Source organism: Bradyrhizobium sp. CCBAU 11361 (assembly GCF_028128935.1).
In the GTDB taxonomy this organism is placed as follows: domain Bacteria; phylum Pseudomonadota; class Alphaproteobacteria; order Rhizobiales; family Xanthobacteraceae; genus Bradyrhizobium; species Bradyrhizobium niftali.
On sequence record NZ_LBJZ01000192.1, the window covers coordinates 210,256 to 233,028 of the forward strand.

At 65.8% G+C, this 22,773-nt stretch carries 17 protein-coding genes and 1 pseudogene; 13 read left to right on the top strand and 5 right to left on the bottom strand.

Annotation, left to right across the window (positions count from 1 at the left end):
* Positions 1-49: 49 nt before the first annotated feature.
* The gene (locus tag XI08_RS32930) at positions 50-1,393 is read right to left on the bottom strand and encodes an aminotransferase-like domain-containing protein (RefSeq protein ID WP_271577596.1); all 1,344 of its coding nucleotides are present in this window, start codon (positions 1,391-1,393) and stop codon (positions 50-52) included.
* Between the two features lie 185 nt (positions 1,394-1,578).
* On the opposite strand from XI08_RS32930, the gene XI08_RS32935 reads away from it, so the two are divergent.
* Positions 1,579-1,815: a DUF1127 domain-containing protein gene (locus tag XI08_RS32935; protein ID WP_027548061.1), complete on the top strand. Its 237-nt coding sequence runs from the start codon at positions 1,579-1,581 to the stop codon at positions 1,813-1,815.
* Positions 1,816-2,912: 1,097 nt separating this feature from the next.
* Here XI08_RS32935 and XI08_RS32940 read toward each other — a convergent pair.
* From XI08_RS32940 to XI08_RS32950, 3 genes are all read right to left on the bottom strand, one after another.
* Positions 2,913-3,374: a hypothetical protein gene (locus XI08_RS32940; RefSeq protein WP_271577597.1), complete on the bottom strand. Its 462-nt coding sequence runs from the start codon at positions 3,372-3,374 to the stop codon at positions 2,913-2,915.
* Between the two features lie 15 nt (positions 3,375-3,389).
* The gene (locus tag XI08_RS32945; RefSeq protein ID WP_011088599.1) at positions 3,390-3,815 is read right to left on the bottom strand and encodes a universal stress protein; all 426 of its coding nucleotides are present in this window, start codon (positions 3,813-3,815) and stop codon (positions 3,390-3,392) included.
* A gap of 71 nt (positions 3,816-3,886) precedes the next feature.
* Positions 3,887-4,423 carry a SixA phosphatase family protein gene (locus XI08_RS32950; protein ID WP_027548397.1) on the bottom strand — a complete coding sequence of 179 codons (537 nt, stop codon included), beginning with the start codon at positions 4,421-4,423 and terminating at the stop codon, positions 3,887-3,889.
* 194 nt (positions 4,424-4,617) lie between these two features.
* Here XI08_RS32950 and XI08_RS32955 point away from each other — a divergent pair, with 194 nt between their 5' ends.
* From XI08_RS32955 to XI08_RS32995, 9 genes are all read left to right on the top strand, one after another.
* A complete protein-coding gene (locus XI08_RS32955) occupies positions 4,618-6,075 on the top strand; it encodes an NAD(P)/FAD-dependent oxidoreductase (protein WP_271577598.1) in 1,458 nt (485 codons plus the stop codon).
* An 86-nt stretch (positions 6,076-6,161) separates the two neighbouring features.
* Entirely contained in the window at positions 6,162-6,674 is a 513-nt protein-coding gene (gene msrB, locus XI08_RS32960; RefSeq protein ID WP_271577599.1) for a peptide-methionine (R)-S-oxide reductase MsrB, read from the top strand.
* A 292-nt stretch (positions 6,675-6,966) separates the two neighbouring features.
* The gene (locus XI08_RS32965; RefSeq protein WP_271577600.1) at positions 6,967-9,240 is read left to right on the top strand and encodes a flagellar hook-basal body complex protein; all 2,274 of its coding nucleotides are present in this window, start codon (positions 6,967-6,969) and stop codon (positions 9,238-9,240) included.
* A gap of 34 nt (positions 9,241-9,274) precedes the next feature.
* Positions 9,275-11,158 carry a flagellar hook-associated protein FlgK gene (gene flgK / locus XI08_RS32970; RefSeq protein ID WP_271577601.1) on the top strand — a complete coding sequence of 628 codons (1,884 nt, stop codon included), beginning with the start codon at positions 9,275-9,277 and terminating at the stop codon, positions 11,156-11,158.
* Between the two features lie 20 nt (positions 11,159-11,178).
* Positions 11,179-13,062, top strand: a complete 1,884-nt coding sequence (locus XI08_RS32975; RefSeq protein ID WP_271577602.1) for a flagellar protein — start codon at positions 11,179-11,181, stop codon at positions 13,060-13,062.
* A gap of 71 nt (positions 13,063-13,133) precedes the next feature.
* On the top strand, positions 13,134-13,916 hold the full coding sequence (locus XI08_RS32980) for a hypothetical protein (RefSeq protein ID WP_271577603.1): 783 nt from the start codon (positions 13,134-13,136) through the stop codon (positions 13,914-13,916).
* Positions 13,906-15,549, top strand: a complete 1,644-nt coding sequence (locus tag XI08_RS32985) for a hypothetical protein (protein ID WP_271577604.1) — start codon at positions 13,906-13,908, stop codon at positions 15,547-15,549. Before XI08_RS32980 ends, XI08_RS32985 begins: the two co-directional genes overlap by 11 nt.
* Position 15,550: 1 nt before the next feature.
* Positions 15,551-16,804 carry an ATP-grasp domain-containing protein gene (locus tag XI08_RS32990; protein ID WP_271577605.1) on the top strand — a complete coding sequence of 418 codons (1,254 nt, stop codon included), beginning with the start codon at positions 15,551-15,553 and terminating at the stop codon, positions 16,802-16,804.
* Positions 16,801-18,300, top strand: coding sequence for a pyridoxal phosphate-dependent decarboxylase family protein (locus tag XI08_RS32995; protein ID WP_271577606.1), 1,500 nt, complete (start codon positions 16,801-16,803; stop codon positions 18,298-18,300). The genes XI08_RS32990 and XI08_RS32995 overlap by 4 nt, the downstream gene beginning before the upstream one ends.
* 92 nt (positions 18,301-18,392) lie before the next feature.
* Here the strand turns inward: XI08_RS32995 and flbT are convergent, their stop codons facing one another.
* Complete coding sequence (gene flbT / locus XI08_RS33000; protein ID WP_271577607.1) at positions 18,393-18,833, bottom strand: flagellar biosynthesis repressor FlbT; 441 nt, start codon at positions 18,831-18,833, stop codon at positions 18,393-18,395.
* 320 nt (positions 18,834-19,153) lie between these two features.
* Between flbT and XI08_RS33005 the strand changes: the two genes are divergently transcribed.
* The 3 genes and pseudogenes from XI08_RS33005 to XI08_RS33015 all read left to right on the top strand — a co-directional run.
* The gene (locus tag XI08_RS33005) at positions 19,154-21,442 is read left to right on the top strand and encodes a DUF1522 domain-containing protein (protein ID WP_271577608.1); all 2,289 of its coding nucleotides are present in this window, start codon (positions 19,154-19,156) and stop codon (positions 21,440-21,442) included.
* Between the two features lie 351 nt (positions 21,443-21,793).
* A pseudogene (locus XI08_RS33010) lies at positions 21,794-22,120 on the top strand (flagellin N-terminal helical domain-containing protein); the annotation flags it as partial.
* A gap of 317 nt (positions 22,121-22,437) precedes the next feature.
* Positions 22,438-22,773 (top strand): DUF1522 domain-containing protein (locus XI08_RS33015; RefSeq protein WP_271577609.1); only part of this gene is annotated, 336 nt, incomplete at its 3' end.

The following is a 22,773-nucleotide window of genomic DNA, read 5'->3' on the forward strand; positions in this document are numbered from 1 at the left end:
CGTGTTTTCTTGCGCGAACCGGTATCCACTTCGCTCGAAAACGCTCTGGCTACTCCGTCGAGTCAAAATCCTCTTCCTTGGTGCCGAGCAGCGAGACGAGGGTGCGCAGGCCCGAATCGAGCTGCTCGAACGTGGGCGGGGCGAGCGCGAGCCGCACTGCATTCGGCGCGTGCCCATGCGCGATTGCAAAAGTCGAGGACGGCGTCAGCGCGATGCCGCGCCGGGCGGCGGCGGCAACGAAGGTCTGCGAGCGCCAGTGTGGCGGCAGCGTGAGCCAGAGATGATAGGAGCGCGGGTCGGCGGCGAACTGGTAGCCGGCCAGCAGCCTTGCCGCGGTCTGCTGGCGGCGCGCGGCGTCGATGCGCTTCAGGCGCGTCAGCTCGGCGACGGTGCCGTCGGCCATCAGCCGCTGCCCGGATGCGAGTGCATGGCCGGAGGCGATCCAGCCGCCTGTGCGGACCGCGCTCATCACGCCCTCGCGCAGATGCGGCGGGGTGACGAGGATGCCGAGCGCAAGGCCCGGCGCGACCTTCTTGGACAGGCTGTCGATCACGATGCAGCGGTCCGGCCCGAGTGCGGCCAGCGGCGTGTCGTCGGCGAGGAAGCCGTAGACGGCGTCCTCGATGATGGTGAGATCGAGCTTCTCGGCGACGCGCATGATGTCGGCGCGCCGCGTCGCGTTCATGGTGACGCCGAGCGGGTTCTGGATGATGGGCTGGAGATACAGCGCCGACAGATGCGCCTCGCGATGCGCCTTCTGGATCGCGTCGGGCCGCGCGCCGTGCTCGTCCATCGGAATCGGGACCAGCGTCACGCCGAGCCGCGCCGCGATGCTCTTGACGTATGGATAGGTCAGCGCCTCGACGCCGCAGCGGCCGCCGGTTGGGACGAGCGCGGCGAGGGCGGCCGCGAGCGATTGCTTGCCGTTGGCGGTGAAGACGATCTGCTCGGCCTGCGGCGCAAAATCCTTGCGCGCGAGATAGGCGGCGGCCGCATTGCGCGCGCTCTTGGTGCCGGTGCTGGTCGAGACGCGCAGCGCGGATTCCAGCGCGTCGACGCGCTCGAGCCCCGCAAGACTCTTGGCGATCATGGCCCATTGCTGCGGCAGCAGCGGATAATTGACCTCGAAGTCGATCCGCGCGTCGCGCGGCTCGCTCAGCGCCTCGACCTCGCGCCTGATGTCGCCGGAGATGAAGGTGCCGCGGCCGACCTCGCCGACCACGAGGCCGCGGCGGAGCAACTCCGTATAAACCCGGCTCGCGGTCGAGACCGCAATGCCGCGGTCATAGGCAAAATTGCGCTGCGGCGGCAGCCGGTCGCCGGGCCTTAACGTGCCGTTAGAGATATCCGAGGCAATGGCATCGGCAAGCTTCACGTACTCGAACTTGGACATTATTGCACCGAGAGCAATGTTTTCCTTGCTCCGAGTAATGTACTGGAGCATTTAAGTTCCATCAAGGTCCGCGTTTGAGCCGAGGAGAGCGAGAGCAATCCGATGGCAAATGAGGTGCAGGCGCTCCCAGCGTCTGCGCCAACGGCATCCGTTTCGCCGCGTGGACAGAAGTCCGGAGAAGAAAAATGACCACGATCTCGCAGACTGCCGGGCGGAGTTTACGCCCATCCTCGTCGAGCGGATTTTTCCGTGCGCTCGCCGGCGCCACCCAAGCGCTGTTCGACCGCCTGGAGCGCCGCTCCGCCGTCAAGACGCTGAACGAACTCGACGACCGCGCCCTGCGCGACATCGGGATCAACCGCAGCCAGATCGAGGACGCGGTCTACGGCCAGTTCAAAGCCGAGCTGTCGCGGTATCTGTAACGTGTTTTGACGTCCGCCGCGCCCGGTAGATCTGGGCGCGGTGACCTCGCGATGGACGCACAATATCTCCGCATCGTCATTGCGAGCGCAGCGAAGCAATCCAGAGTCGCGCCGCGGCGACCATGTCCATTCCGTCATCCTGAGGTGCGAGATTTGCGATGCGAAGGCATCGCAAGTCGAGCCTCGAAGGATGAACGGCCGACATGCAGCCGGGCCGTCGCCCTTCGAGGCTCTCCACGCGACGCGGGGGCGTCGCATGGTTCGCACCTCAGGGTGACGGTCTTGGATAGTGCTTGCGGCAGCATTCGGTATTCGGTTTCTGAGCGACAGACACACCTTCACATCCTCGCGGCTCATCTCGCCCGAGCTTTGCTTCGTCGCCTCACCCTCAGATGAAAGAGGGCGCAGGGAAGGCCGGGAGCCGGTTGGCTCCCATTGGCCGCCATGCCAAACGCGGATTGGGCTACGATGCACAGCGGGGAAACAGGGCAACCGGGGACATCCCGGCCTTCCCTGCGCGATGGTTGGAACGGCTTATGTCGTGCTCTCCCCGGGGAGCGATGCACTATTGCCCCCGTCGCCTTGCGGATGGCTGATGCGCGCGGTCCGGTCGGGCCACACCCATCACCGCAAGACTTGGCGCACAGACCCCGGGCGCCAGGACGACACGATTTGGCCGTACGCCGATCACACCGGTCGTGCGCGCGATGGTCTCGCTCACGGTTGCCCGCCCTGCGATGCCTTTCGCGCCGATGTGACCTGCGTCCACCGCCGCCCGGCCCGCGTTCGTGACGATCGCGATACGCCCCTCTTCCTTGGGCCGGAGTGCGCGCACTATCCGCCAATTCCGAATTTCGGTAAAGTGGAATATTTTAGCGGCCGCGCGTTGACCGGCATCTTGCGTGTCTTGCCCGACGGGCAACGCAAGGGATTGTAGATGCGTAGGGTGGATTAGCCGAAGGCGTAATCCACCTCTTCTGCTTCCGCGGAGAGAGACAGTGGTGGGTTACGCCTTCGGCTAACCCACCCTACGAGATCGAGCGGTCCCGGGTATCGCTTCGCTCACCCGGGCTACGAGCTTCAAGCTCTTGGATGGATCAGGCGAAGGCGGCCTGGCCCCACGCTCCGTGGGGAGCTCGATCGTCGTCGGAGCGGTCGGGCGTGCGGTGAGGCCTTGTCGCGGCGCCGCGTTGGCGCCGATGCCGGATATCCAGGCGCCGCAGTTGCGCAGCCGCATTGCCCACGAACGTGGCGATGCGCGCGGCGGCCTGTTTGACGACGAACAGGATCGTCGTGACGCGGCTCAGCATGCCGAGCAGGATCAGCACCGAGAAGATGTCGATATAGGCGAGGAAGTCGCCGATGAGCACCAGTTCCGGCGGAATCGGGATCCTGTGGTAGTAGGCCAGCACAAGGATCACGACGGGGATGAAGGCAATCACCTTCCGCACCGTCAGTCTGTCCAGCAGCGCGGCCAGTTGCACGACGAGCACCTCCCATAATGCATCGCCGATCGCGAGCGGGACCTCGTAAGTCCATCTCCGCCACCATTGCTTCACGACATTGCTCCGAGCTCAGTGCCTTACCACCAGCACTGAGCACTTCGCGTAGCGCACGACGTGGCCGGCATTGGAGCCGAGGAAATAGGTGCGCATCGCCGGCCGGTGCGAGGTCATCACGATCAGGTCGGCCTTCATGTGCACGGCTTCCTCCAGGATCTCGTGGTAGATGCCGCCCTGGCGAACCACGCTGGAGATGTGGGAAGCCTCGATGCCGGATTCGCGCGCGACGATGGCGAGCGCTTCCTCCGAGGTCTGGCGCTGCTGTTCGTCGAAGTCGGCCGGCACGTATTCTGCCAGCATCACCGGCGTCATCGGCAGCACGTTGAGCAGACGCACCGTGCCGCTCCAGGTCTGCGACAGCGTTGCCGCGGTTGCGATCGCCGGCTTGGCCAGATCGGTGTCGGCGAGGTCGATGGGCACGAGGATGGACTTGAACATCTGCGCCTCCAAATCTTCCAGTCAGCCCGTGATCAGGCTGCGTCGACCGGTCGAGACGGCGCCCGCGCGTCTCATCCCGATCGAAGCAGCTTGGGGCTGACGAACAGCACCAGCTTGCCGCGGCGGTAGGCCACGTCCCCCCAATCCTTCACGTCAAAGTCGAAGATCGCAAGCCCCGCGGTGGGCAGATTGTGGGCGAGCGCCTTGGCGCCGGCCGGATCGCCGCCGCCCATCAGCATCAAGGCGGCCTCGTGCATGCCGGGATTGTGGCCGACCAGCAGCAGCCGCTTCGGGTTGCCCGGGTTGGTTGCAGTGCGAATGGATTCCAGGATCTGCGCGGGGTCAGCACCGTACAGTTCCGGCAGGACCTCGACCTCGGGCGCGGCGACGCGGCCCTTCATCGTCTGCCAGGCGATGTCCCAGGTCTGCCGTGCCCGGACGGCATGCGACACCAGCACGGTGTCGGGGAAGGGGGGATGGGAGGCGATCCAGTCGCCGATCTCGGCGGCATCCTTGTGGCCGCGGTCGTCGAGCCGGCGATCCTGGTCACGGCCGCTCGGCGCGTCGGTCTCGGTCTTGGCGTGACGCAGCAGCATCAAACGGCGCATGGCACTCTCGAATCGTTACACGTCCAGAATAATCTACAGGCACCGCTTGAGGACAAGGTGACAAGCGCCCGATCGGTCCTTTAAAGCGCGATGAGATTTGGACAAACCCTTATCGCGCTTTAAATTTTGTCTTGAGCATGATCTTTTCGGAAAACCGCTGCACACTTTTCCGGATCATGCTCTAAGAAAACGATATGAGCGAGACTTTCACAAGCGTGCCCCAGGAAGAAGCCGGCTTTCGCGAACGTACGCGGCTGTCGTTCGATCTCGACGCCGACATCTGCGTGATCGGGGCAGGGCTTGCCGGGCTCTCCGTCGCACTGGAGGCGGCCCGGCTCGGGGCCAGCGTCGCGGTGCTCGAGGGCCGGCATATCGGCTGGAACGCCTCCGGCAACCAGCTCGGCACCGTGATGCCGGGCTTTGCGCTGCCGCTCACCGAGCTGATCGAGCGCATCGGCTTCGAGGACGCGCGCGAATTGTGGACGCTGTCGAAGGAGGGCGCCGAGTTCGTCCGCGTCAACGCCACCGAAGAGAACATGCCGGGAATCGCCCCGAGCGACGGCGTGCTCGAGGTCTCCAACGTCGATACCGGCGACCGGTTGATCAGCCGGTTGCAGATGCTGCACGAGGATTTCGACACCGAGGTCGAGGGCTGGCAGGTCGATCGCGTCCGCGAGGTGCTCAAGACCGATCGCTACTTCCACGGCGTCTACTATCCCAGGGCATTCCAGGTCGACGGCCGCAAATATGTGCACGGCCTTGCGACGCTGGCGCGGCGGGCCGGCGCCCGCATCTTCGAGGATACGCCGGTGGTCAGCATCGACCATTCCGGCATCCGCAAGCGGATCGTCACGCCCTCGGCGCGGCTGCGCGCGACGCACATCGTGCTTGCCGGCAACATTCATCTCGGCGCGCCGTTGAGGCGCCTGTCGGAGACGCTGCTGCCGGTCTGGCGCTATGCCGGCATCACCGCGCCGCTCGGCGAGCGCGTGCACGAGATCATCGCCTTCAAGGGATCGGTGATGGATTCCGACGGCGTCGATCATTTTCGTATCGTCGACGGCGACCGGCTGATGTGGGAGAGCCCGGAGACCACCTGGGCCGCGCGGCCGCAGCGCTTTGCAGGCGGCGTCAAGCGACGGATCCGGTCGATCTTCCCCCAGCTCGGCGATGTCGAGATCACCGACACGTTCGGCGGCGCCACCGGCCAGACCGTGCACGGCATGCCGCAGATCGGCCAGTTGCGCAAAGGCCTGTGGGTGGCGAGCGGGTTCGGCCGCCAGGGCATGAACACCTCGGCCATGGCCGGGCAGATGATCGCGCGCAGCATCCTGTGGGGCGACGAGCGCTGGCGGCTGTTTTCGCCGTTCGAGCTGGTCTGGGCGGGCGGCGCCACCGGACGGGTCGCGGGCCAATTGGTCGGGATCTGGGGCAGGACGAGCTCCGCCGCCGCAGGCACGCTCGCCCGCTACCGCGAGCGTGCCAGGGTCAAGGACAGGGAACGCGAGGCGCGGCTGGCCGAAGCCAACCGGGCCGCCGGCACCGGTCCCCGCCGGCCGCCGCCCGGTGTGCGGCCGCGGCCGGCCCCGCCGCCGAAACCCGCGACTGAAGCCCTGGAACCGGCCTCGCACAACGGCGGCATCTCGCAATAAGTTGAGAAAAACTCCGCCCGGACGTGTAACGTCGGCCGTTAGAACCCGTATCTCAGGGCGTGGACTCCTCCCGCACGGAGAATGAGATGTTTGACCGCCGCATCCTGCTAACGACTGTCGCCGGCCTGTTCGGCGTTTCGGCCTTCCGCTGGCTGAGAGGAACGCCTGCCGAGGCCGGCGAGAGGGCCGCGGAAAAGTTCGAGATCGTGAAGACGGAGGCCGAGTGGCGTGCCCAGCTCACGCCGCAGCAATATGAGATCCTGCGCAATCACGGCACCGAGCGGCCGGGCTCCAGCCCGCTGTTGAAGGAGCACCGCAAGGGGATCTTCGCCTGTGCCGGCTGCGACCTGCCGCTGTTTGCGTCCGATACCAAGTTCGAGAGCGGCACGGGTTGGCCGAGCTTCTACCAGCCGATCGAGGGCAATGTCGGCAAGACCGAGGACCGCACCTTCGGCATGCTCCGCACCGAGGTGCATTGCCGGCGCTGCGGCGGCCATCTCGGCCATGTCTTCGACGACGGTCCGAAGCCGACCGGACTGCGCTACTGCATCGACGGGTTCGGGCTGGTTTTCCATCCGGCCGCCGCGTCCGCGACGTAGGTCTTTTTCGCCGTCATTCCGGGGCGGTCCGCAGGACCGAACTATGGTGCGCAATTGCGCACCTGAGAATCTCGAGGTTCCGGATTCGATGCTAACGCATCGCTCCGGAACGACGATGTGGCCCGGCAATTGTTGCCGGCCCGGCAATTGTGCCCCGGTCATCCGACCGGGGCCTATTCGTTTAAGTCATTGATTTTCTGAAGAAACCCGCATTGGCATAGCCCTTGCGACTGTCTCCTCCGACTGCGGCCCTGGTCGACCGGCCGCCGAGATCGGATTTGGAGACAAAGTTATGGGTATCTTCGATGCAATGAACACCTCGGTGGGTGGCCTGCAGGCGCAGTCCTACGCGCTTCAGAACATCTCCGGCAACATCGCGAACTCATCCACCACCGGTTACAAGGGCATCGGCACCAGCTTCGTCGATCTCATTCCCGACGCCTCGGTGCCGAGCAAGCAGGTCGCCGGCGGCGTGACGGCCAATGCGAAGGCCACCATCACCACGCAGGGCACGATCTCGTCCTCCACCGTTGCCACCAACATGGCGATCACCGGCGACGGCTTCTTCTCGATCCAGAAGGCGACCGGCGTCGTCGACAACGTTCCGGTGTTCAGCGGCGTCACCTACTACACCCGCCGCGGCGACTTCCAGCTCAATGCCAATGGCAATCTGGTCAACGGCGCCGGCTATTATCTGATGGGCACCACGGTCGATCCCAAGACCGGCAACCCGACCGGTAACGTGGCGACAGTCCTGAAATTCCAGAACAACTTCATCCCGGCCCAGGCGACCACCTCGATCCAGTACGCCGCGAACCTGCCGAGCGTGCCGAACACGGCGGCGAGCTCGACCGCGGCGAGCGGCACGCTGCTGGCCGCCGGCGGCCTGAACCCGTCGGATTTCGCCGCCAACCCGATGATCGTCGGCACACCGCCGCCGCCCTATACGAATGCGACGATCTCCGGCGCTGCCGCGACCGGCAATCTGCGCTCGGCCTATACGGCGACGACCGCGACCGGCACGGTGGCGCTGCTGGACAGCGCCTCGGCGGCGGCAAGCGGTACCACGTCTCTCGATTCCGGCGTGTCCCCGCATCTCAACACCAGCCTTCTCACCAACCTGGCCGGCAAGTCGTTGACGGTCAACGGCCAGACCATCAACTTCGACGCCACCGTTTCCGGCGCCTCGACGAGCGGCAGCACCACCACGATCGGCCTGCTCTCGCCGACCGGCGCAAAGATGTCGGACATCCTGAATGCGATCACCCTGGGCGCCGGTGGTGGCGCCGCCACCGCGACAATGACCGCGGGCGGTAACATCCAGATCACGACCAACACCACATCCGACGTCACGATCGGCGGCACTGCGGCAAGCTTGCTCGGTATCAGCAGCGTGACGCGCGGCGGTAACGTGCTGTCCACCCCCGCGATTACGGGTGCGACACAGCTCGGCGGCACCGCGCAGCCCGGCCTGGCGGAGGTCCTCTCGACGCCCTTCGTGGCCGGCAACACGATCCAGGTCAACGGCACGGCAGGCGCCAATACGATCACCTTCGTGAACTCCGGCGCTACTAGTGCGACCCCGAACCTGGTCAACGTTACTGACGACATCGCGACCTTGCTCCAGAAGATCGACAACCTCAGCGGTGCGAGCGGCTCTTCGGTCAGCAACGGCGTGATCACGCTGAATACCGGTATCGCCAATCCCACCTTGACGGTGACCAGCAACAACAGCAGCGCCTTCGCTGCGCTCGGCTTCACGTCATCCATTTCCAAGAACCGCGGCGGTGGCGGCACGGCCGGCACTGGCGGCGTGATCGGCAACGACATCGCCACGTTCACCAAGGAATCGATCAGTGGCGGTGCGGTCACCGCCTACAACGCCGCCGGCACGCCGGTGAACCTGCAGATGCGTTGGGCCAAGACTGACAGCGCCTCGCTGGGTACCGGCCATTCCGATACCTGGAACCTGTTCTACCAGACCGATCCGAATGCGACGGGCACGACGGTCGGCTGGGTCAATACCGGGCAGGCCTTCACCTTCGCTGCCGACGGCTCGCTGACCTCGCCGAGCGGCTCGGGCATCACCATCAACAATGTCAGCGTCAGCGGCCAGTCGCTCGGCTCGCTCTCCCTCAACATCTCCTCCGGCGGGCTGACGCAATATGCCAGCACCAGCGGCGCGGTGACCATCAACACCATCACCCAGAACGGCTATGCCGCGGGTCAGCTCCGCTCGGTCGCCGTCAACAACAACGGCCTGGTGGTCGGCACCTTCTCCAACGGCCAGAACCTCGACCTCGCACAGGTCTCGCTGTCGCACTTCAACGGCACCAACTATCTCAAGGCCCTCGACGGCGGCGCCTATGCCGCGACCGAACAGTCGGGGCCCGCGATCGACGGCGCTTCGGGCTCCATCAGCGGCTCGTCGCTGGAAGGTTCGAACACCGACATCGCCGACGAGTTCACCAAGCTGATCGTGACCCAGCAGGCCTATTCGGCCAACACCAAGGTGATCACGACGGCGAATTCGATGGTGCAGGACCTCCTCAACGTGTTGCGCTGATCGGCGCGTGACGTAACCAAAGGCGGCCAGTGATATGGGTTTGAGTTCAGCCCTCGCCAGTGCGATGAGCGGTCTGCGTGCCAACCAGGCCGCGCTCTCGATCGTCTCCTCGAACGTCGCGAATTCGCAGACGCCGGGTTACATCGTCCAAACGCCGAACCAGATCGAGGTCACCACCGGCGACTTCGGCTCGACGGCGATGACGACCGGCGTCAGCCGCGAGCTCGACAGCTTTGTGCTGAACCAGCTGCGCACCGAGACCGGCGGCAGCGGCTACGCCGACCAGATGGCCAACATCCTGAAGCAGCTTCAGAATGTCTATGGCACGCCCGGCAACAGCGGCACGCTCGAAACTTCGCTGAACAATTTCACCACGGCGTTGCAGGCGCTGTCGACCAGCGCGGGCTCGTCGTCGGCGCAGACGGTTGCCCTCGGCGCGGCGCAGGCTCTGGCGCAGCAGCTCAACGTCACCACCAAGGGCATCCAGTCGCTGCGCTCCAACGTCGAGCAGGATCTCGGCACCTCGGCGCAGCAGGCCAACGCGGCGATGAACCAGATCGCCGACATCAACACCAAGCTCCAGGGCCTGTCGGCCACCGACCCGTCCGCCGCGACGCTGATGGACCAGCGCGACCAGGCCATCAACACGCTGTCGAAATATGTCGACGTCCGCGTCACCACCGACGGCTCGAACCAGGCCAACATCTACACCACGACCGGCATTCAGCTCGTTGGCGCCGGGCTCGCCTCGCAATTCTCCTTTGCGTCCGCCGGCGCGCTGTCGGCGACCTCGCTCTACAACATCGATCCGGCCAAGTCGGGCGTCGGCGCGTTCAACATCGTCCTGCCGAACGGCTCGAAGGTCGACGTCGTCGCCAACAACGTGGTTTCCTCGGGCCAGATCGCGGCCGATCTGAAGCTGCGCGACCAGACGCTGGTGCAGGCGCAGACCCAGATCGACCAGCTCGCCGCGACGATGTCGAGCGCGCTGTCGGACAAGACCACGGCCGGCAGCACGGTCTCGGGCCCGCCGGCCGGGTTCGACCTGGACGTTGCCGGCGCGCAACCGGGCAATACGGTCAACATCACCTATACGGACACGACCACCAACACCCAGCGCCAGGTCACGCTGGTCAACGTGACCGATCCGGCGGCGCTGCCGCTCCAGAATGCCACCAACGCCAATCCGATGCGGGTGGGCGTCAACTTCTCCGGCGGCGTGGCCGCGATTGCCTCCGCGCTCAACTCCGCGCTGTCAGGCTCGCACCTGACGTTCTCCGCGGCTCCTGCGCCGGCAACCGCCACGACGCTGCGGGTGACCGACGACAACACCGGCCTTGCCAAGGTCAATTCGGCCTCGACCACCAAGACGATCTCGTCGCTGACCTCGGGCAACCCGCAACTGGCGGTCTTCACCGACGGCGGGCAGGCGCTCTACACCGGCGCGATCACGGCGTCGGGCTCGCAGATGACCGGCCTTGCCGGGCGCATCGCGGTGAACACGCAGCTGGCCAGCGATCCCACGCGGCTGTCGGTCTACAACACCTCGCCGGTGACGCCCGCGGGCGACACCACGCGTTCGGACTATCTCTATTCGCAACTCACCAACGCGGTGTTCTCCTATTCGCCGACGACCGGCCTCGGCTCGGCCAACCAGCCCTTCACCGGCAGCGTCTCGAACTACCTGCAGCAGTTCCTGAGTATCCAGGCCAACGCCTCGACCCAGGCCACCCAGCTCCAGCAGGGCCAGAGCGTCGTGGTCTCGACGCTCCAGGCTAAATTCAACTCGACCTCCAGCGTCAACCTGGACTCGGAGATGTCGAACCTGATCCAGCTTCAGAATGCCTATGCCGCCAACGCCCACGTGATGTCGGTGGTGCAGGGCATGATGAACACGTTGCTCCAGGCTCAAGTGTAACCAGTACAGGGCTCTGAAACATGTCGATCAGCAGCATCAACTACTCCTCGTCGGTTCTCGGCTCGCAGATCCGCAACATCAATCAGCAGCTCACCGACCTGTCGACGCAGCTCTCGACCGGCAAGCTGTCGCAGAACTATTCCGGCATGGGCACCAACGAGGGCTTTGCGATCGCCGGGCGCGCGCAGCTCTCCAACATCGCCGCCTACACCGACACGATCACCAACGTCAACGTCAACATCAACCTCGCCAATACCGCGCTCCAGGCGCTGACGACGATCCGCAACACGGTGCAGACGGGCTCCGCCAACACCGCGCAGGATCTCAACGTCAACGGACAGACGGTCGCGCAGAACACCGCGGCCGCGCAATTCGGCTCGATGGTCGGCGTTCTCAACACGCAGTCGGGCAACCGCTACCTGTTCTCCGGAACCGCCTTCAACACGCAGTCGGTCGCGGATGCGGGCGACATCATCAACGGCACCACGACGCAGGCGGGCTTCAAGACCGTCATGGCGGAGCGCCAGGCCGCCGATCTCGGCGCGAGCGGCATGGGCCGGCTGGTGCAGACGCAGCCGACGCCCAGCTCGGTGCAGGTGTCGGAAGACGTCGCGGGATCGCCGTTCGGGCTCAAGATCAAGGCGGTCTCCTCGACGTTGACGGGCGCGACCATCACCGGCCCGAGCGGCTCGCCGGTGTCCTTCTCGGTCGATCTCAACGGGACCAATCCCGGCAATGGCGACAAGCTGAGCGTCCAGTTCACGCTGCCGGACGGTACGACCGAGCAGATCAATCTGACCGCGTCGACGGCGACGCCGACGCCGCTGGGCAGCTTTGCGATCGATGCAAGCGTCCCGGTCAACCCGAACAATACCGCTGCGAATCTCAACACCACGCTGAACACCGCGATCAAGAAGCTTGCCAACACCTCGCTGGTGGCGGCGTCCGCCGTAACCGCCGGCGACAATTTCTTCAACACGGCCAGCTCGGCGATCGGCGCTCCCAAGAGCAACCAGGCGGTTCCACCCGCACCGATCAGCGGTGCGACGGCGCTGTCCGGCGCGAGCCCCTCGGACTCGATCTCGCCGGGCTTCGTCGCCGGCAACACCATCACCGTCAACGGCACCACGCTCACTTTCGTCGCCTCGGGCGCGACCGGCAACCAGCTCAATGTCGGCGACAGCATCCAGACCCTGCTGAGCAAGATCGACGCGATCACGGGGACTTCGAAGCCGTCGACCATCCATGGCGGCTCGATCACGATCAACACGGACGATGCGGCGAGCCTGAACATCACCAGCTCGAATACGGGTGCGCTGGGCTCGCTCGGTTTCAGCGCAACGCCGGTCACCGCGACGCAGCCGCCGCTGCGCGTCGGCTCTTCGCCGGCAAGCTCGGCGACGACGCTGGTGAACGGCTCGGCCAACACCGTGAAATGGTACCAGGGCAATGACGGGCCCGGTTCGGCGCGCTCCACCGCGATGGCGCGGGTCGACGATTCCGTCACGGTGCAATATGGCGCGCAGGCCGACGAGAATGCGATCCGGCGGCAGTTGCAGGCGGTCGCCGTGTTCGGGACGTTCTCGACCTCGCCGACCGGGCAGTATTCGGGCGGGCAGGTCTCGGCGCTGAGCCTGCGGGTGACGCAGGCGCTGACCCAGCAGCCGGGGCAGCAGCGGATCGAGGACATCCAGACCGACATTGCGATGGCCCAGAACACGATGAAGGACGCGAGCACGCGCCAGACCCAGGCCAAGGCGCAGCTCCAGACCATCATCGACCAGGCGGAATCGGCCTCGCCCGACCAGGTCGCGAGCGAGATCCTGTCGCTCCAGAATGCGCTGCAGGCGTCCTACCAGGTGACCTCGAACCTTGCCCAGCTTTCGCTCGTCAAGTTCCTGTAAGGATGCGTTAAGGCGCCGTTAACCATGCCTCTTTACCTCTTGGTGAGGATTGGAGCGGGGCGGAGCTTTCGATGTCGGACAAGATGCAACTGGTGGTGGCAACGCCTTGCTTCGGCGGGCAGGTGTCGAGCATCTATGCGAGCTCGATCTTCGCGCTCCAGCGCGCCGTGCACGGCATGTCCAATCTCGAGCTCAAGGTGCTGCTGCGCGACGGCGACGCCCTGATCACGCGCGCCCGGGCCAACCTGGCCGCGATGTTCCTGGACGATCCCAAGGCGACGCATTTCCTGTTCATCGATGCCGATATCGGGTTCAAGCCGGAGCAGGTGTTCCGGCTGATCGAATGCGGCGCCGACGTCGTCGCCGGCTGCTATCCGATCAAGCGGGTCAACTGGGACAAGGCCGCGCGTGCGATCCAGTCGGGTCGGGCGGATGTGCCGGCCGCCTCGCTCGACTACGTGCTCGAGATCGAGGACCCCGACCGCATCGTGGTGGTCAACGGCTTTACCCGCGTGCGCTACGCCGGCACCGGCTTCCTGATGATCCGGCGCCACGTGCTGGAGGCGATGTGCCGCCATCCGGACTACGCCAGCCTGCAATTCTTCCGCGAGCATTCGCATGATACGCTGGCAGCGAGCCGGAACCGGTTCGCGCTGTTCGAATGCATGATCGATCCGGCGACCGGCACGTATCTCTCCGAGGACTTCGCCTTCTGCAAGCGCTGGACCGATATCGGCGGCGAGATCTGGGCCGACATCCAGAGCTCGCTCGACCATGTCGGGCCGTCGGTATTCCACGGCGATATCGCCTCGCAATTCGCGCCGGCGCCCGCGGCGGCGGCCGATGCGGCGTGAGCCTTTCGGGATGAGCGTCGGCGCATCCCGTCTGCCAGAGCTGGGGCGAGCGCCCGACGGCGGCTCGCGCTACCGCCTGCGCGATCTGTTCACGCCGCTCGACACGCTGCTGGTCTCCGGCGGAGACTCGCGCCTGACGCTCGATCCGAAGGACCGCGTCAACGCCTATGGCTGCGCGGCCTCGCCGGAGCCGGAGATCTGGAATTTCGCTTCCTCGACCGCGTCCGTGATCTCGCAAGCGGCCTATGACCGCGTCGCGCTGGCGCGCGAAGAGCTGATGCACAAGTGCCTGTTCGACGAGGTCGAGGTCGCCTTCGACACGCGTTGCGAGGACATGCGTGACGAGCTGCGCGGACATCTCCAGCTCGCGCCGCGCGTCGATGTCGTGTTCTCGCCGTCCGGCACCGACTCCCAGCTTCACGCCTTGTTCCTGGCGCGCGCGGTGCTCGGCGCAGTGCCGGTGACGATCGTGGTCGGCACGGATCAGACCGGAAGCGGGACGCCCCATACCGCACGCGGGCACCATTTCAGCACGATGACGGCGAGCGGCCTTGCGGTGCGCAAGGACGGCGCGGTGGCCGGGCTCGCCGGCGACAGCGTCGCGGTGCCGCTGCTCGACGCGGCGCCCGGCATTGCGATGCGCCCGGATGCGGATGAAGCGGTGCTGCGCGCGGTCGAGACCAGCCTCGCGCAAGGTCGACGGGTTCTGTTGCAGATCATGGATTCTTCGAAACTCGGCTGGCGCGCGCCGAGCGTGGCCTGCCTCGACGAGATCGCGCGACGCTGGCCCGGGAAAGTCCAAGTTGTCGTCGATGCCTGCCAGGCGCGGCTCGGCCGTCGCCGGCTGCGTTCCTATCTCGATCGCGGCTATATGGTGCTGATGACGGGCTCGAAGTTCTTCGGCGGCCCCGCCTTCAGCGGCGCGCTGCTAGTGCCGAAAGGCCTGTCGCGCTCGCTCGGCCGGATCGGCGAGATCGCGCCGGGCTTCTTCGATTATGCCGGCCGCAGCGACTGGCCGAAAGCCTGGACGGGGCTGCGCTCGCGCTTCGAGCGCCGGCCGAATTTCGGTCAATGGCTGCGCTGGGAGGCAGCGCTCAGCGAGATCGGCAGCTATTATGCCGTGTCCGGTGCATTTCGCGCCAAGGCGCTGGCCGAGCTTGCGGCCGGCATCGACAGCATGATCGCGCTGTCTCCGTCGCTTCGGGCTGTTCCGGCCGTGATCGAAGCGTCCGGGACGGACGACGAGGAATTCGCGCACGCTACGATCTTTCCGTTCACACTGCTGCGCGACGGCAAGCCGGTTTCCATCGCCGAGACCAGCGCCGTGCATCGCGCCCTGGCGCAGGACATGAACGGCGACATCGACGGCAGTGCGGCGGACCGGCAGGTTGCCGCGCAACGCTGCCTCGTCGGCCAGCCAGTACGATTTGACCAGCCGGACGGCAAGCCGCAGGCCGCGCTGCGGCTGTGCGTCGGCGCGCGGCTCGTCACCGAAGCCTGGTCGGCGGACGCCGCCCAGGCGCAACGCAATTTGCAGCATATCCTCGATCGCATCGCCCACGTGCTGGTGAAGATCGAGCTGCTGCTCGACCGTGCCGCGGCTGCGCCGGGAAAGTCTGTGCTCGAGGTCTAAGATGCTGCATCCTGTTTCAGCGCCGAGCGGCGCGACCGCGCCGAATTATTCCGATCGCATCGGCTTTGCGCAACTGACGCGCCGCGCCTTCGAGGGCGGCAATCTGCATCCGTTGCGCGAGAAGCTCCTGGCGCGGATCGAAGAGGGGACGGCCGAGGCGGGCGAAGGCCTGGATCTGTCGCTGATTGCCCAGCTTCTCGGCGAGAAGGAGGCCGGGCTCGTGATCCAGACCGAGGTGCTCGCCTTCCACCAATTGTTTCGCACGCCTTGCGCGGCTCCGAAACCCGGCCTGCGCGTGCTCGCGCTCGCGGCCGATATCGATATGGGCGGCAATACCCCGATCGAATTCCTGCTCGAAGGCTCCGACATCGAATTGCTGACGCTCTATGTGGTCAAGGGCGTCGGTCTGCCGGAGACGTTGCCCGAGCACGACGTCGCGATCGTGGTCGCGTCCGATTCGGAGGAATGCCGGCAGGCGCTCGCTGTCATCGAACAGGCCGCGCCGCACTGGCCGCGGCCGTTGCTCAATCGCCCCCATCTCATCGGCAACCTCGATCGCGACAAGCTGTACCGGCTGCTGGCGGGCATTCCCGGTCTCGACATTCCAGCGACCGTCCATGCGACGCGTGCGCAATTGCTGGATCTTTCGGAAGGTAAGATCGCCTGCCACGACGTCGCGGGCGAATTGCGCTTTCCGATGATCGTGCGGCCGCGTGGCACGCATGCGGGCGTCGGGCTCGCCAAGATCGGCGATGCGCCGGCACTTGCGGCCTACCTTGCCGAACGGAAAGAGCAGGATTTCTTCGTCGCGCGCTTCGTCGACTATGCGAGCCCCGACGGGCTTTACCGCAAATATCGTCTCACCATGGTCGACGGCAAGCCCTACGCCTGCCACATGGCGATCGCCGACCGCTGGGACATCTGGTATCTCAACGCCTACATGGCGTTCAGCGAAGAGAAGCGAGCTGAAGAAGCCGCCTTCATGCTCGACTTCGACAGCGCTTTCGCCGCGCGTCATCGCAACGCGCTCGACGAAATGAGCAAGCGTGTCGGCCTCGACTATTTCATCGTCGATTGCGCCGAGAACCGGGACGGCGAGCTGCTGGTGTTCGAGGCCGACAACACCGCCGTCGTCCACAACATGGATCCGCCCGCCGTGTTTCCCTACAAGCCGCCACAGATGCGCAAGATCTTTGCCGCATTCACCGCGATGCTGTCGCGACACGCAGAAGCCGGCGAGGGGAGTGCCGCATGAACGAGATGGTCCGCAAGACGCAAGCCGCCGCCACCGACACCTCGCTCGATCCGCAGGACTGGAACGCGTTTCGCGCGCTCGCCCATCGCATGCTCGACGAGACGATCGACGGCATCGCCAACATTCGTGCGCGTCCGGTGTGGCAGCCGATCCCCGATGACGTTCGCGCCGCATTCAAGGCCGACGTGCCACGCGAGGCAAGCGATCTCGCCGATGTCTATCGCGAATTCGCCGAGCATGTCGCGCCTTATGCGACCGGCAACGTCCACCCCGGCTTCATGGGCTGGGTGCATGGCGGCGGCACTGCGGTCGGCATGCTCGCGGAAATGCTCGCCGCCGGCCTCAACGCCAATCTCGGCGGGCGCGACCACATGCCGATCGAGGTCGAGCGTCAGATCGTCGACTGGATGCGCCGCCTTTTCGCCTTCCCGGAGAGTGCGAGCGGCATCTTCGTCACGGGCACGTCGATGGCCAACCTGATGGCGGTGCTGGTGGCGCGTACCAGCGCGCTCGGCACGCTGGCGCGACAATACGGCATCGGCAACGACGGCGCGCTGCTGACCGCCTACACGTCACGTGCCGCGCACGGTTGCGTCTCGCGGGCGATGGACATTGCCGGGCTCGGCACCGATGCGCTGCGCAAGATCGACGTCGATGCCGATCATCGCATCGACGTCGCTGCGCTGCGTGCGCAGATTGCGGTCGATCGCGAGGTCGGCTTCAAGCCGTTCCTCGTCGTCGCCTCCGCAGGCACGGTCGATATCGGCGCGATCGACGACCTCAAGGCCATCGCGGAGCTGTGCCGCGAGGAGGGAATCTGGTTTCACGTCGACGGCGCGTTCGGTGCGCTCGCGATCCTGGCGCCCGAGCTTGCGCCGGTGCTTGGCGGCATCGAGCTTGCGGATTCCATTGCGCTCGATTTCCACAAATGGGGACAGGTGCCCTACGATGCCGGCTTCCTGCTGGTGCGCGACGGCGAGCAGCATCGGCAGGCCTTTGCGCAGCCGGCTGCCTATCTGAGCCGCGAGGCGAGGGGGCTTGCCGCAGGCGCGGTCTGGCCCTGCGATCTCGGTCCCGATTTGTCGCGCGGCTTCCGCGCGCTGAAGACCTGGTTCACGCTGAAGACATTCGGCACCGACCGGCTGGGTGCGGGGATCGCGCGAAGCTGCGCGCTGGCAAAATATCTGGAAGCGCGCGTGCTCGCCGAGCCGCGGCTGGAATTGCTGGCGCCGGTAAACCTCAACATCGTCTGCTTCCGTTACCGCGCCGATGATGCCTTCAATCGCGAGATCGTCGCCGATGTCCATGAGTCCGGCATCGCTGCGCCATCAGGCACCACGCTCGACGGCAAGTTCGCGATCCGCGCCGCGATCGTCAATCACCGCACCGACGAGACGGACATCGATGCGCTGATTGCGGCCATACTTGATTTTGGCGCACGGCGGGTCGGCGAGGGAGTGATCGAGATCGAGGCGCCGCCGCTCGCGGCGCAGTAGCATCGATGCATGGCTGAAACGACAACGGCCCCGGAGGCGATCCGGGGCCGTTGTCGTTGGCGCGGCGTTGTCGTTCGCGCGAACGCGCGTGGTCAGGCAGCGGTGCTGACGTCGTCCTTGTCCGCTTCCGCCTTGGGATGCGTGGCTTCGTACTGGCCTCGCAGCTTTTCCTCATAGGCGATCAGCTTGCGGGCATCCTTCAGCGCCCGGTAGAGGTCGCCGTTCAGGATGTTGTTGTTGATGCCTTCGATGATCGGCCAGGCACTCGGCACCGCGGTGACGATGTCCCGCACGAGGTTGAAATAGGTGCCGTGCTGGGTCTGCGGATCCGGCGAGATATACATGAGCTGGACCGCCAGATAGACGAGCTTGGCGGGCGTGTTTGCGGTCTCCGGCGTGAGGATGTCGCGCTCGCGCAGGATCGGCACGTTCTCGCCGTCGATCAGGAGGCGGGCGCGCTGATCCGTGTTGGTGATTACCGAGTTGCCGACGATGATGCGTTCGTGCGGTTTGAGCTCGACCTTGAGAGCCATGCCTGTTCTCCATCAACGCTTTCGTAACCGAGCGCTCGTTGCGGCTTATCAGGGCGTGATTCTCGCTCGGAATTAGTTAACGAGTTCTAAATCCCCGGCATTTGCGCGAAAAAGCTCAATCTTCCCAACGTCATATCCGTGCGGCATCGCGGCGATGTGCGGGGCTTGCCCGGCCGAATCACGCGGCGCTCGGCAAAAGCGCGGATTTCATTTCATGTTTCGTTAGAGGTCTCGGCACCAGGGTCCGCCGGTCGCTGGGTCAATCTCGATCCAAGCAGACGCGTAACAGTAGCGTCGTTTACCAGAAGGGTAACAGAGTCATGTCAGGCATCGTCCTCTCCGCGTCGGTTCGTCAGAACCTCCTCTCCCTCCAGTCCACCGCTGACCTCCTCGCCACCACGCAGAACCGTCTGTCGACCGGCAAGAGCGTCAACTCGGCCCTGGACAATCCCACCAACTTCTTCACCGCACAGTCGCTCGACAACCGCGCCAGCGACATCAACAATTTGCTCGATGGCATCGCCAACGGCGTGCAGGTGCTGCAGGCCGCCAACACCGGCATCACCTCGCTGCAGAAGCTGATCGACAGCGCGAAGTCGATCGCCAACCAGGCGCTGCAGACCACGGTCGGTTACTCCACCAAGTCGAACGTGTCGGCTACCATCGCAGGTGCGACCGCGGCTGACCTCCGTGGCACGACTTCGTTTGCGAGCGCGACGGCGAGCAGCAACGTGGTGTTTAGCGGCGCGGCCGGCGGCACGACGGCGGCGACCGGCACCACGACGCTCGGCGCCACCATCGGCTCCTTTGCAAGCACTGGCGCAACGGCCGGTGACGGCACCACGGCGCTGACCGGCGCCATCACCTTGATCGCCACCAACGGCACGACCGCAACCGGCCTGCTCGGCAACGCCCAGCCTGCCGACGGCGACACGCTGACCGTGAACGGCAAGACCATCACGTTCCGTAGCGGCGCGGCTCCGGCGTCGACCGCCGTTCCGACCGGTTCGGGCGTCAGCGGCAACCTCGTCACCGACGGCAACGGCAACACCACCGTCTATCTCGGCACTGCTGGCACTCCGGCGGCGACCGTCAACGATCTCTTGTCCGCGATCGATCTGGCTAGCGGCGTGAAGACGGTATCCATCAGCTCCGGCGCTGCGACGATCGCCGTGAGCGCCAGCCAGCCAGGTGCTGCGGTCTCGACCGCTGCTGGCGGCGCCGTCACGCTGAAGAGCTCGACGGGTGCGGATCTGAGCGTCACCGGCAAGGCCGACCTGCTCAAGGCTCTCGGCCTGACCACCGCCGTGGGCGGCGGCAACGCCACCATCAACGTCAACCGGACCACGAGCGCGGCCTCGCTGGGTGCGACCATCGCGGACGGCTCGACGCTGAACGTCGACGGTCACGTCATCACCTTCAAGAACGCGCCGATCCCGGGCTCGACCGGTGCGCCGAGCGTTCCGAGCGGCTTCGGTGCCTCCGGTAACGTCCTCACCGACGGCAACGGCAACTCGACGGTCTATCTGCAGGCTGGCACGATCAACGACGTGCTGAAGGCGATCGACCTTGCCACCGGCGTGCAGACTGCCACGGTCAATGCCAACGGCACCGCGACGCTTGCGACCGCCACAGGCCAGACCAACTCGTCGATCAACGCCTCGGGCCAGCTCAAGCTCTCGACCGGCGTCAATGCCGACCTGTCAGTCACCGGTACCGGCAATGCGCTGAATGCGCTGGGCCTCGCCGGCAACACCGGGACCTCGACTGCCTTCACCGCGGCCCGCACCTCCGGCGTTGGCGGCCTCACCGGCAAGACCTTGACCTTCACCTCCTTCAACGGCGGCACGGCGGTCAACGTCACCTTCGGCGACGGCACCAACGGCACGGTCAAGACGCTCGATCAGCTCAACACCAAGCTTCAGGCCAACAACCTGACCGCGACGATCGATGCCAACGGACTGCTGACGGTTTCGACCACCAACGACTACGCGTCCTCGACCATCGGTTCGAGCGCCGCGGGTGGTGCGATCGGTGGCACACTCACTTCCTCGCTCACGTTCTCGACGGCTTCCACCCCCGTCCAGGACACGGTTGCCCAGACGTCGCGTGCGAACCTGGTGTCTCAGTACAACAACATCCTGAACCAGATCGACACGACCTCGCAGGACTCCTCGTTCAACGGCGTCAACCTGCTGAACGGCGACCAGCTCAAGCTGGTGTTCGACGAGACCGGCAAGTCGAATCTGAGCATCACCGGCGTGACCTACAACTCCAAGGGTCTGGGCCTCGCCGCCCTGACCAGCGGCGTTGACTTCATCGACAACTCCGCGACCAACAAGGTGCTGTCGAACCTGAACGCCGCGTCGAGCACGCTGCGCTCGGAAGCCTCGAGCCTCGGTTCGAACCTCTCGGTGGTGCAGGTTCGTCAGGACTTCAACAAGAGCCTGATCAACGTGCTGCAGACCGGTTCGTCCAACCTGACGCTGGCTGACACCAACACCGAAGCGGCCAACAGCCAGGCGCTGTCGACCCGCCAGTCGATCGCGGTCTCCGCACTGTCGCTGGCCAACCAGTCGCAGCAGAGCGTGCTGCAGCTGCTCCGCTAACAAGCGGCAGACATCGCAAACCAACAAGGCGGCGGGGCTTCGGCCCCGCCGCTTTCTTTTGTGCCGGCATCAGAGTGCCGCTCGGCTGATGAAGGCATTCCGGTACAGCGAATTGCTCACTCTGAGTTATGGTTGACAAGTGGCAAACGCTTCATCGGTGTATCAAAAAGCATCATCCGATCATGACGATACAGCGAAGCCGGATGCTGCTTCGATCGCTCATATGGTGAATCCAGGCAAGGACTCCCGCGACACGCTTCATGCTTTGTTAGCCCTGGACGTTCACCTTCCCGGACATCGATTAATCCTAATCGAAGTTTGTTGCGTTGCGTACCAGAAGGGTAACACTCAATGTCCGGTATCGTTCTCTCTTCATCGGTTCGTCAGAACCTGCTTTCTCTCCAGTCCACCGCCGATCTTCTCGCCACCACGCAGAGCCGTCTGTCGACCGGCAAGAGCGTCAACTCGGCCCTGGACAATCCCACCAACTTCTTCACGGCACAGTCGCTCGACAACCGCGCCAGCGACATCAACAATCTGCTCGATGGCATCGCCAACGGCGTGCAGGTGCTGCAGGCTGCCAACACCGGCATCACCTCGCTGCAGAAGCTGATCGACAGCGCCAAGTCGATTGCCAACCAGGCGCTGCAGACCACGGTCGGCTACTCCACCAAGTCCAAGGGGGGGGGGGGGGGGGGGGGGGGGGGGGGGGGGGGGGGGGGGGGGGGGGGGGGGGGGGGGGGGGGGGGGGGGGGGGGGGGGGGGGGGGGGGGGGGGGGGGGGGGGGGGGGGGGGGGGGGGGGGGGGGGGGGGGGGGGGGGGGGGGGGGGGGGGGGGGGGGGGGGGGGGGGGGGGGGGGGGGGGGGGGGGGGGGGGGGGGGGGGGGGGGGGGGGGGGGGGGGGGGGGGGGGGGGGGGGGGGGGGGGGGGGGGGGGGGGGGGGGGGGGGGGGGGGGGGGGGGGGGGGGGGGGGGGGGGGGGGGAAGCAGCAACGTCGTGTATAGCGGCGCGGCCGGCGGCACCACGGCGGCGAGCGGCACCACGACGCTCGGCGCCACCATCGGCTCCTTTGCAAGCACTGGCGCAACGGCCGGTGACGGCACCACGGCGCTGACCGGCGCCATCACCTTGATCGCCACCAACGGCACGACCGCAACCGGCCTGCTCGGCAACGCCCAGCCGGCCGACGGCGACACGCTGACCGTGAACGGCAAGACCATCACGTTCCGTAGCGGCGCGGCTCCGGCGTCGACCGCGGTTCCGACCGGTTCGGGCGTCAGCGGCAACCTCGTCACCGACGGCAACGGCAACACCACCGTCTATCTCGGCACC

Coding starts and splice junctions, on each gene's coding strand:
- XI08_RS32930 (WP_271577596.1), bottom strand. CDS start 1,393: ATGTCCAAGTTCGAGTACGTGAAGCTTGCCGATGCCATTGCCTCGGAT.
- XI08_RS32935 (WP_027548061.1), top strand. CDS start 1,579: ATGACCACGATCTCGCAGACTGCCGGGCGGAGTTTACGCCCATCCTCG.
- XI08_RS32945 (WP_011088599.1), bottom strand. CDS start 3,815: ATGTTCAAGTCCATCCTCGTGCCCATCGACCTCGCCGACACCGATCTG.
- XI08_RS32950 (WP_027548397.1), bottom strand. CDS start 4,423: ATGCGCCGTTTGATGCTGCTGCGTCACGCCAAGACCGAGACCGACGCG.
- XI08_RS32955 (WP_271577598.1), top strand. CDS start 4,618: ATGAGCGAGACTTTCACAAGCGTGCCCCAGGAAGAAGCCGGCTTTCGC.
- msrB (WP_271577599.1), top strand. CDS start 6,162: ATGTTTGACCGCCGCATCCTGCTAACGACTGTCGCCGGCCTGTTCGGC.
- XI08_RS32965 (WP_271577600.1), top strand. CDS start 6,967: ATGGGTATCTTCGATGCAATGAACACCTCGGTGGGTGGCCTGCAGGCG.
- flgK (WP_271577601.1), top strand. CDS start 9,275: ATGGGTTTGAGTTCAGCCCTCGCCAGTGCGATGAGCGGTCTGCGTGCC.
- XI08_RS32975 (WP_271577602.1), top strand. CDS start 11,179: ATGTCGATCAGCAGCATCAACTACTCCTCGTCGGTTCTCGGCTCGCAG.
- XI08_RS32980 (WP_271577603.1), top strand. CDS start 13,134: ATGTCGGACAAGATGCAACTGGTGGTGGCAACGCCTTGCTTCGGCGGG.
- XI08_RS32985 (WP_271577604.1), top strand. CDS start 13,906: ATGCGGCGTGAGCCTTTCGGGATGAGCGTCGGCGCATCCCGTCTGCCA.
- XI08_RS32990 (WP_271577605.1), top strand. CDS start 15,551: ATGCTGCATCCTGTTTCAGCGCCGAGCGGCGCGACCGCGCCGAATTAT.
- XI08_RS32995 (WP_271577606.1), top strand. CDS start 16,801: ATGAACGAGATGGTCCGCAAGACGCAAGCCGCCGCCACCGACACCTCG.
- flbT (WP_271577607.1), bottom strand. CDS start 18,833: ATGGCTCTCAAGGTCGAGCTCAAACCGCACGAACGCATCATCGTCGGC.
- XI08_RS33005 (WP_271577608.1), top strand. CDS start 19,154: ATGTCAGGCATCGTCCTCTCCGCGTCGGTTCGTCAGAACCTCCTCTCC.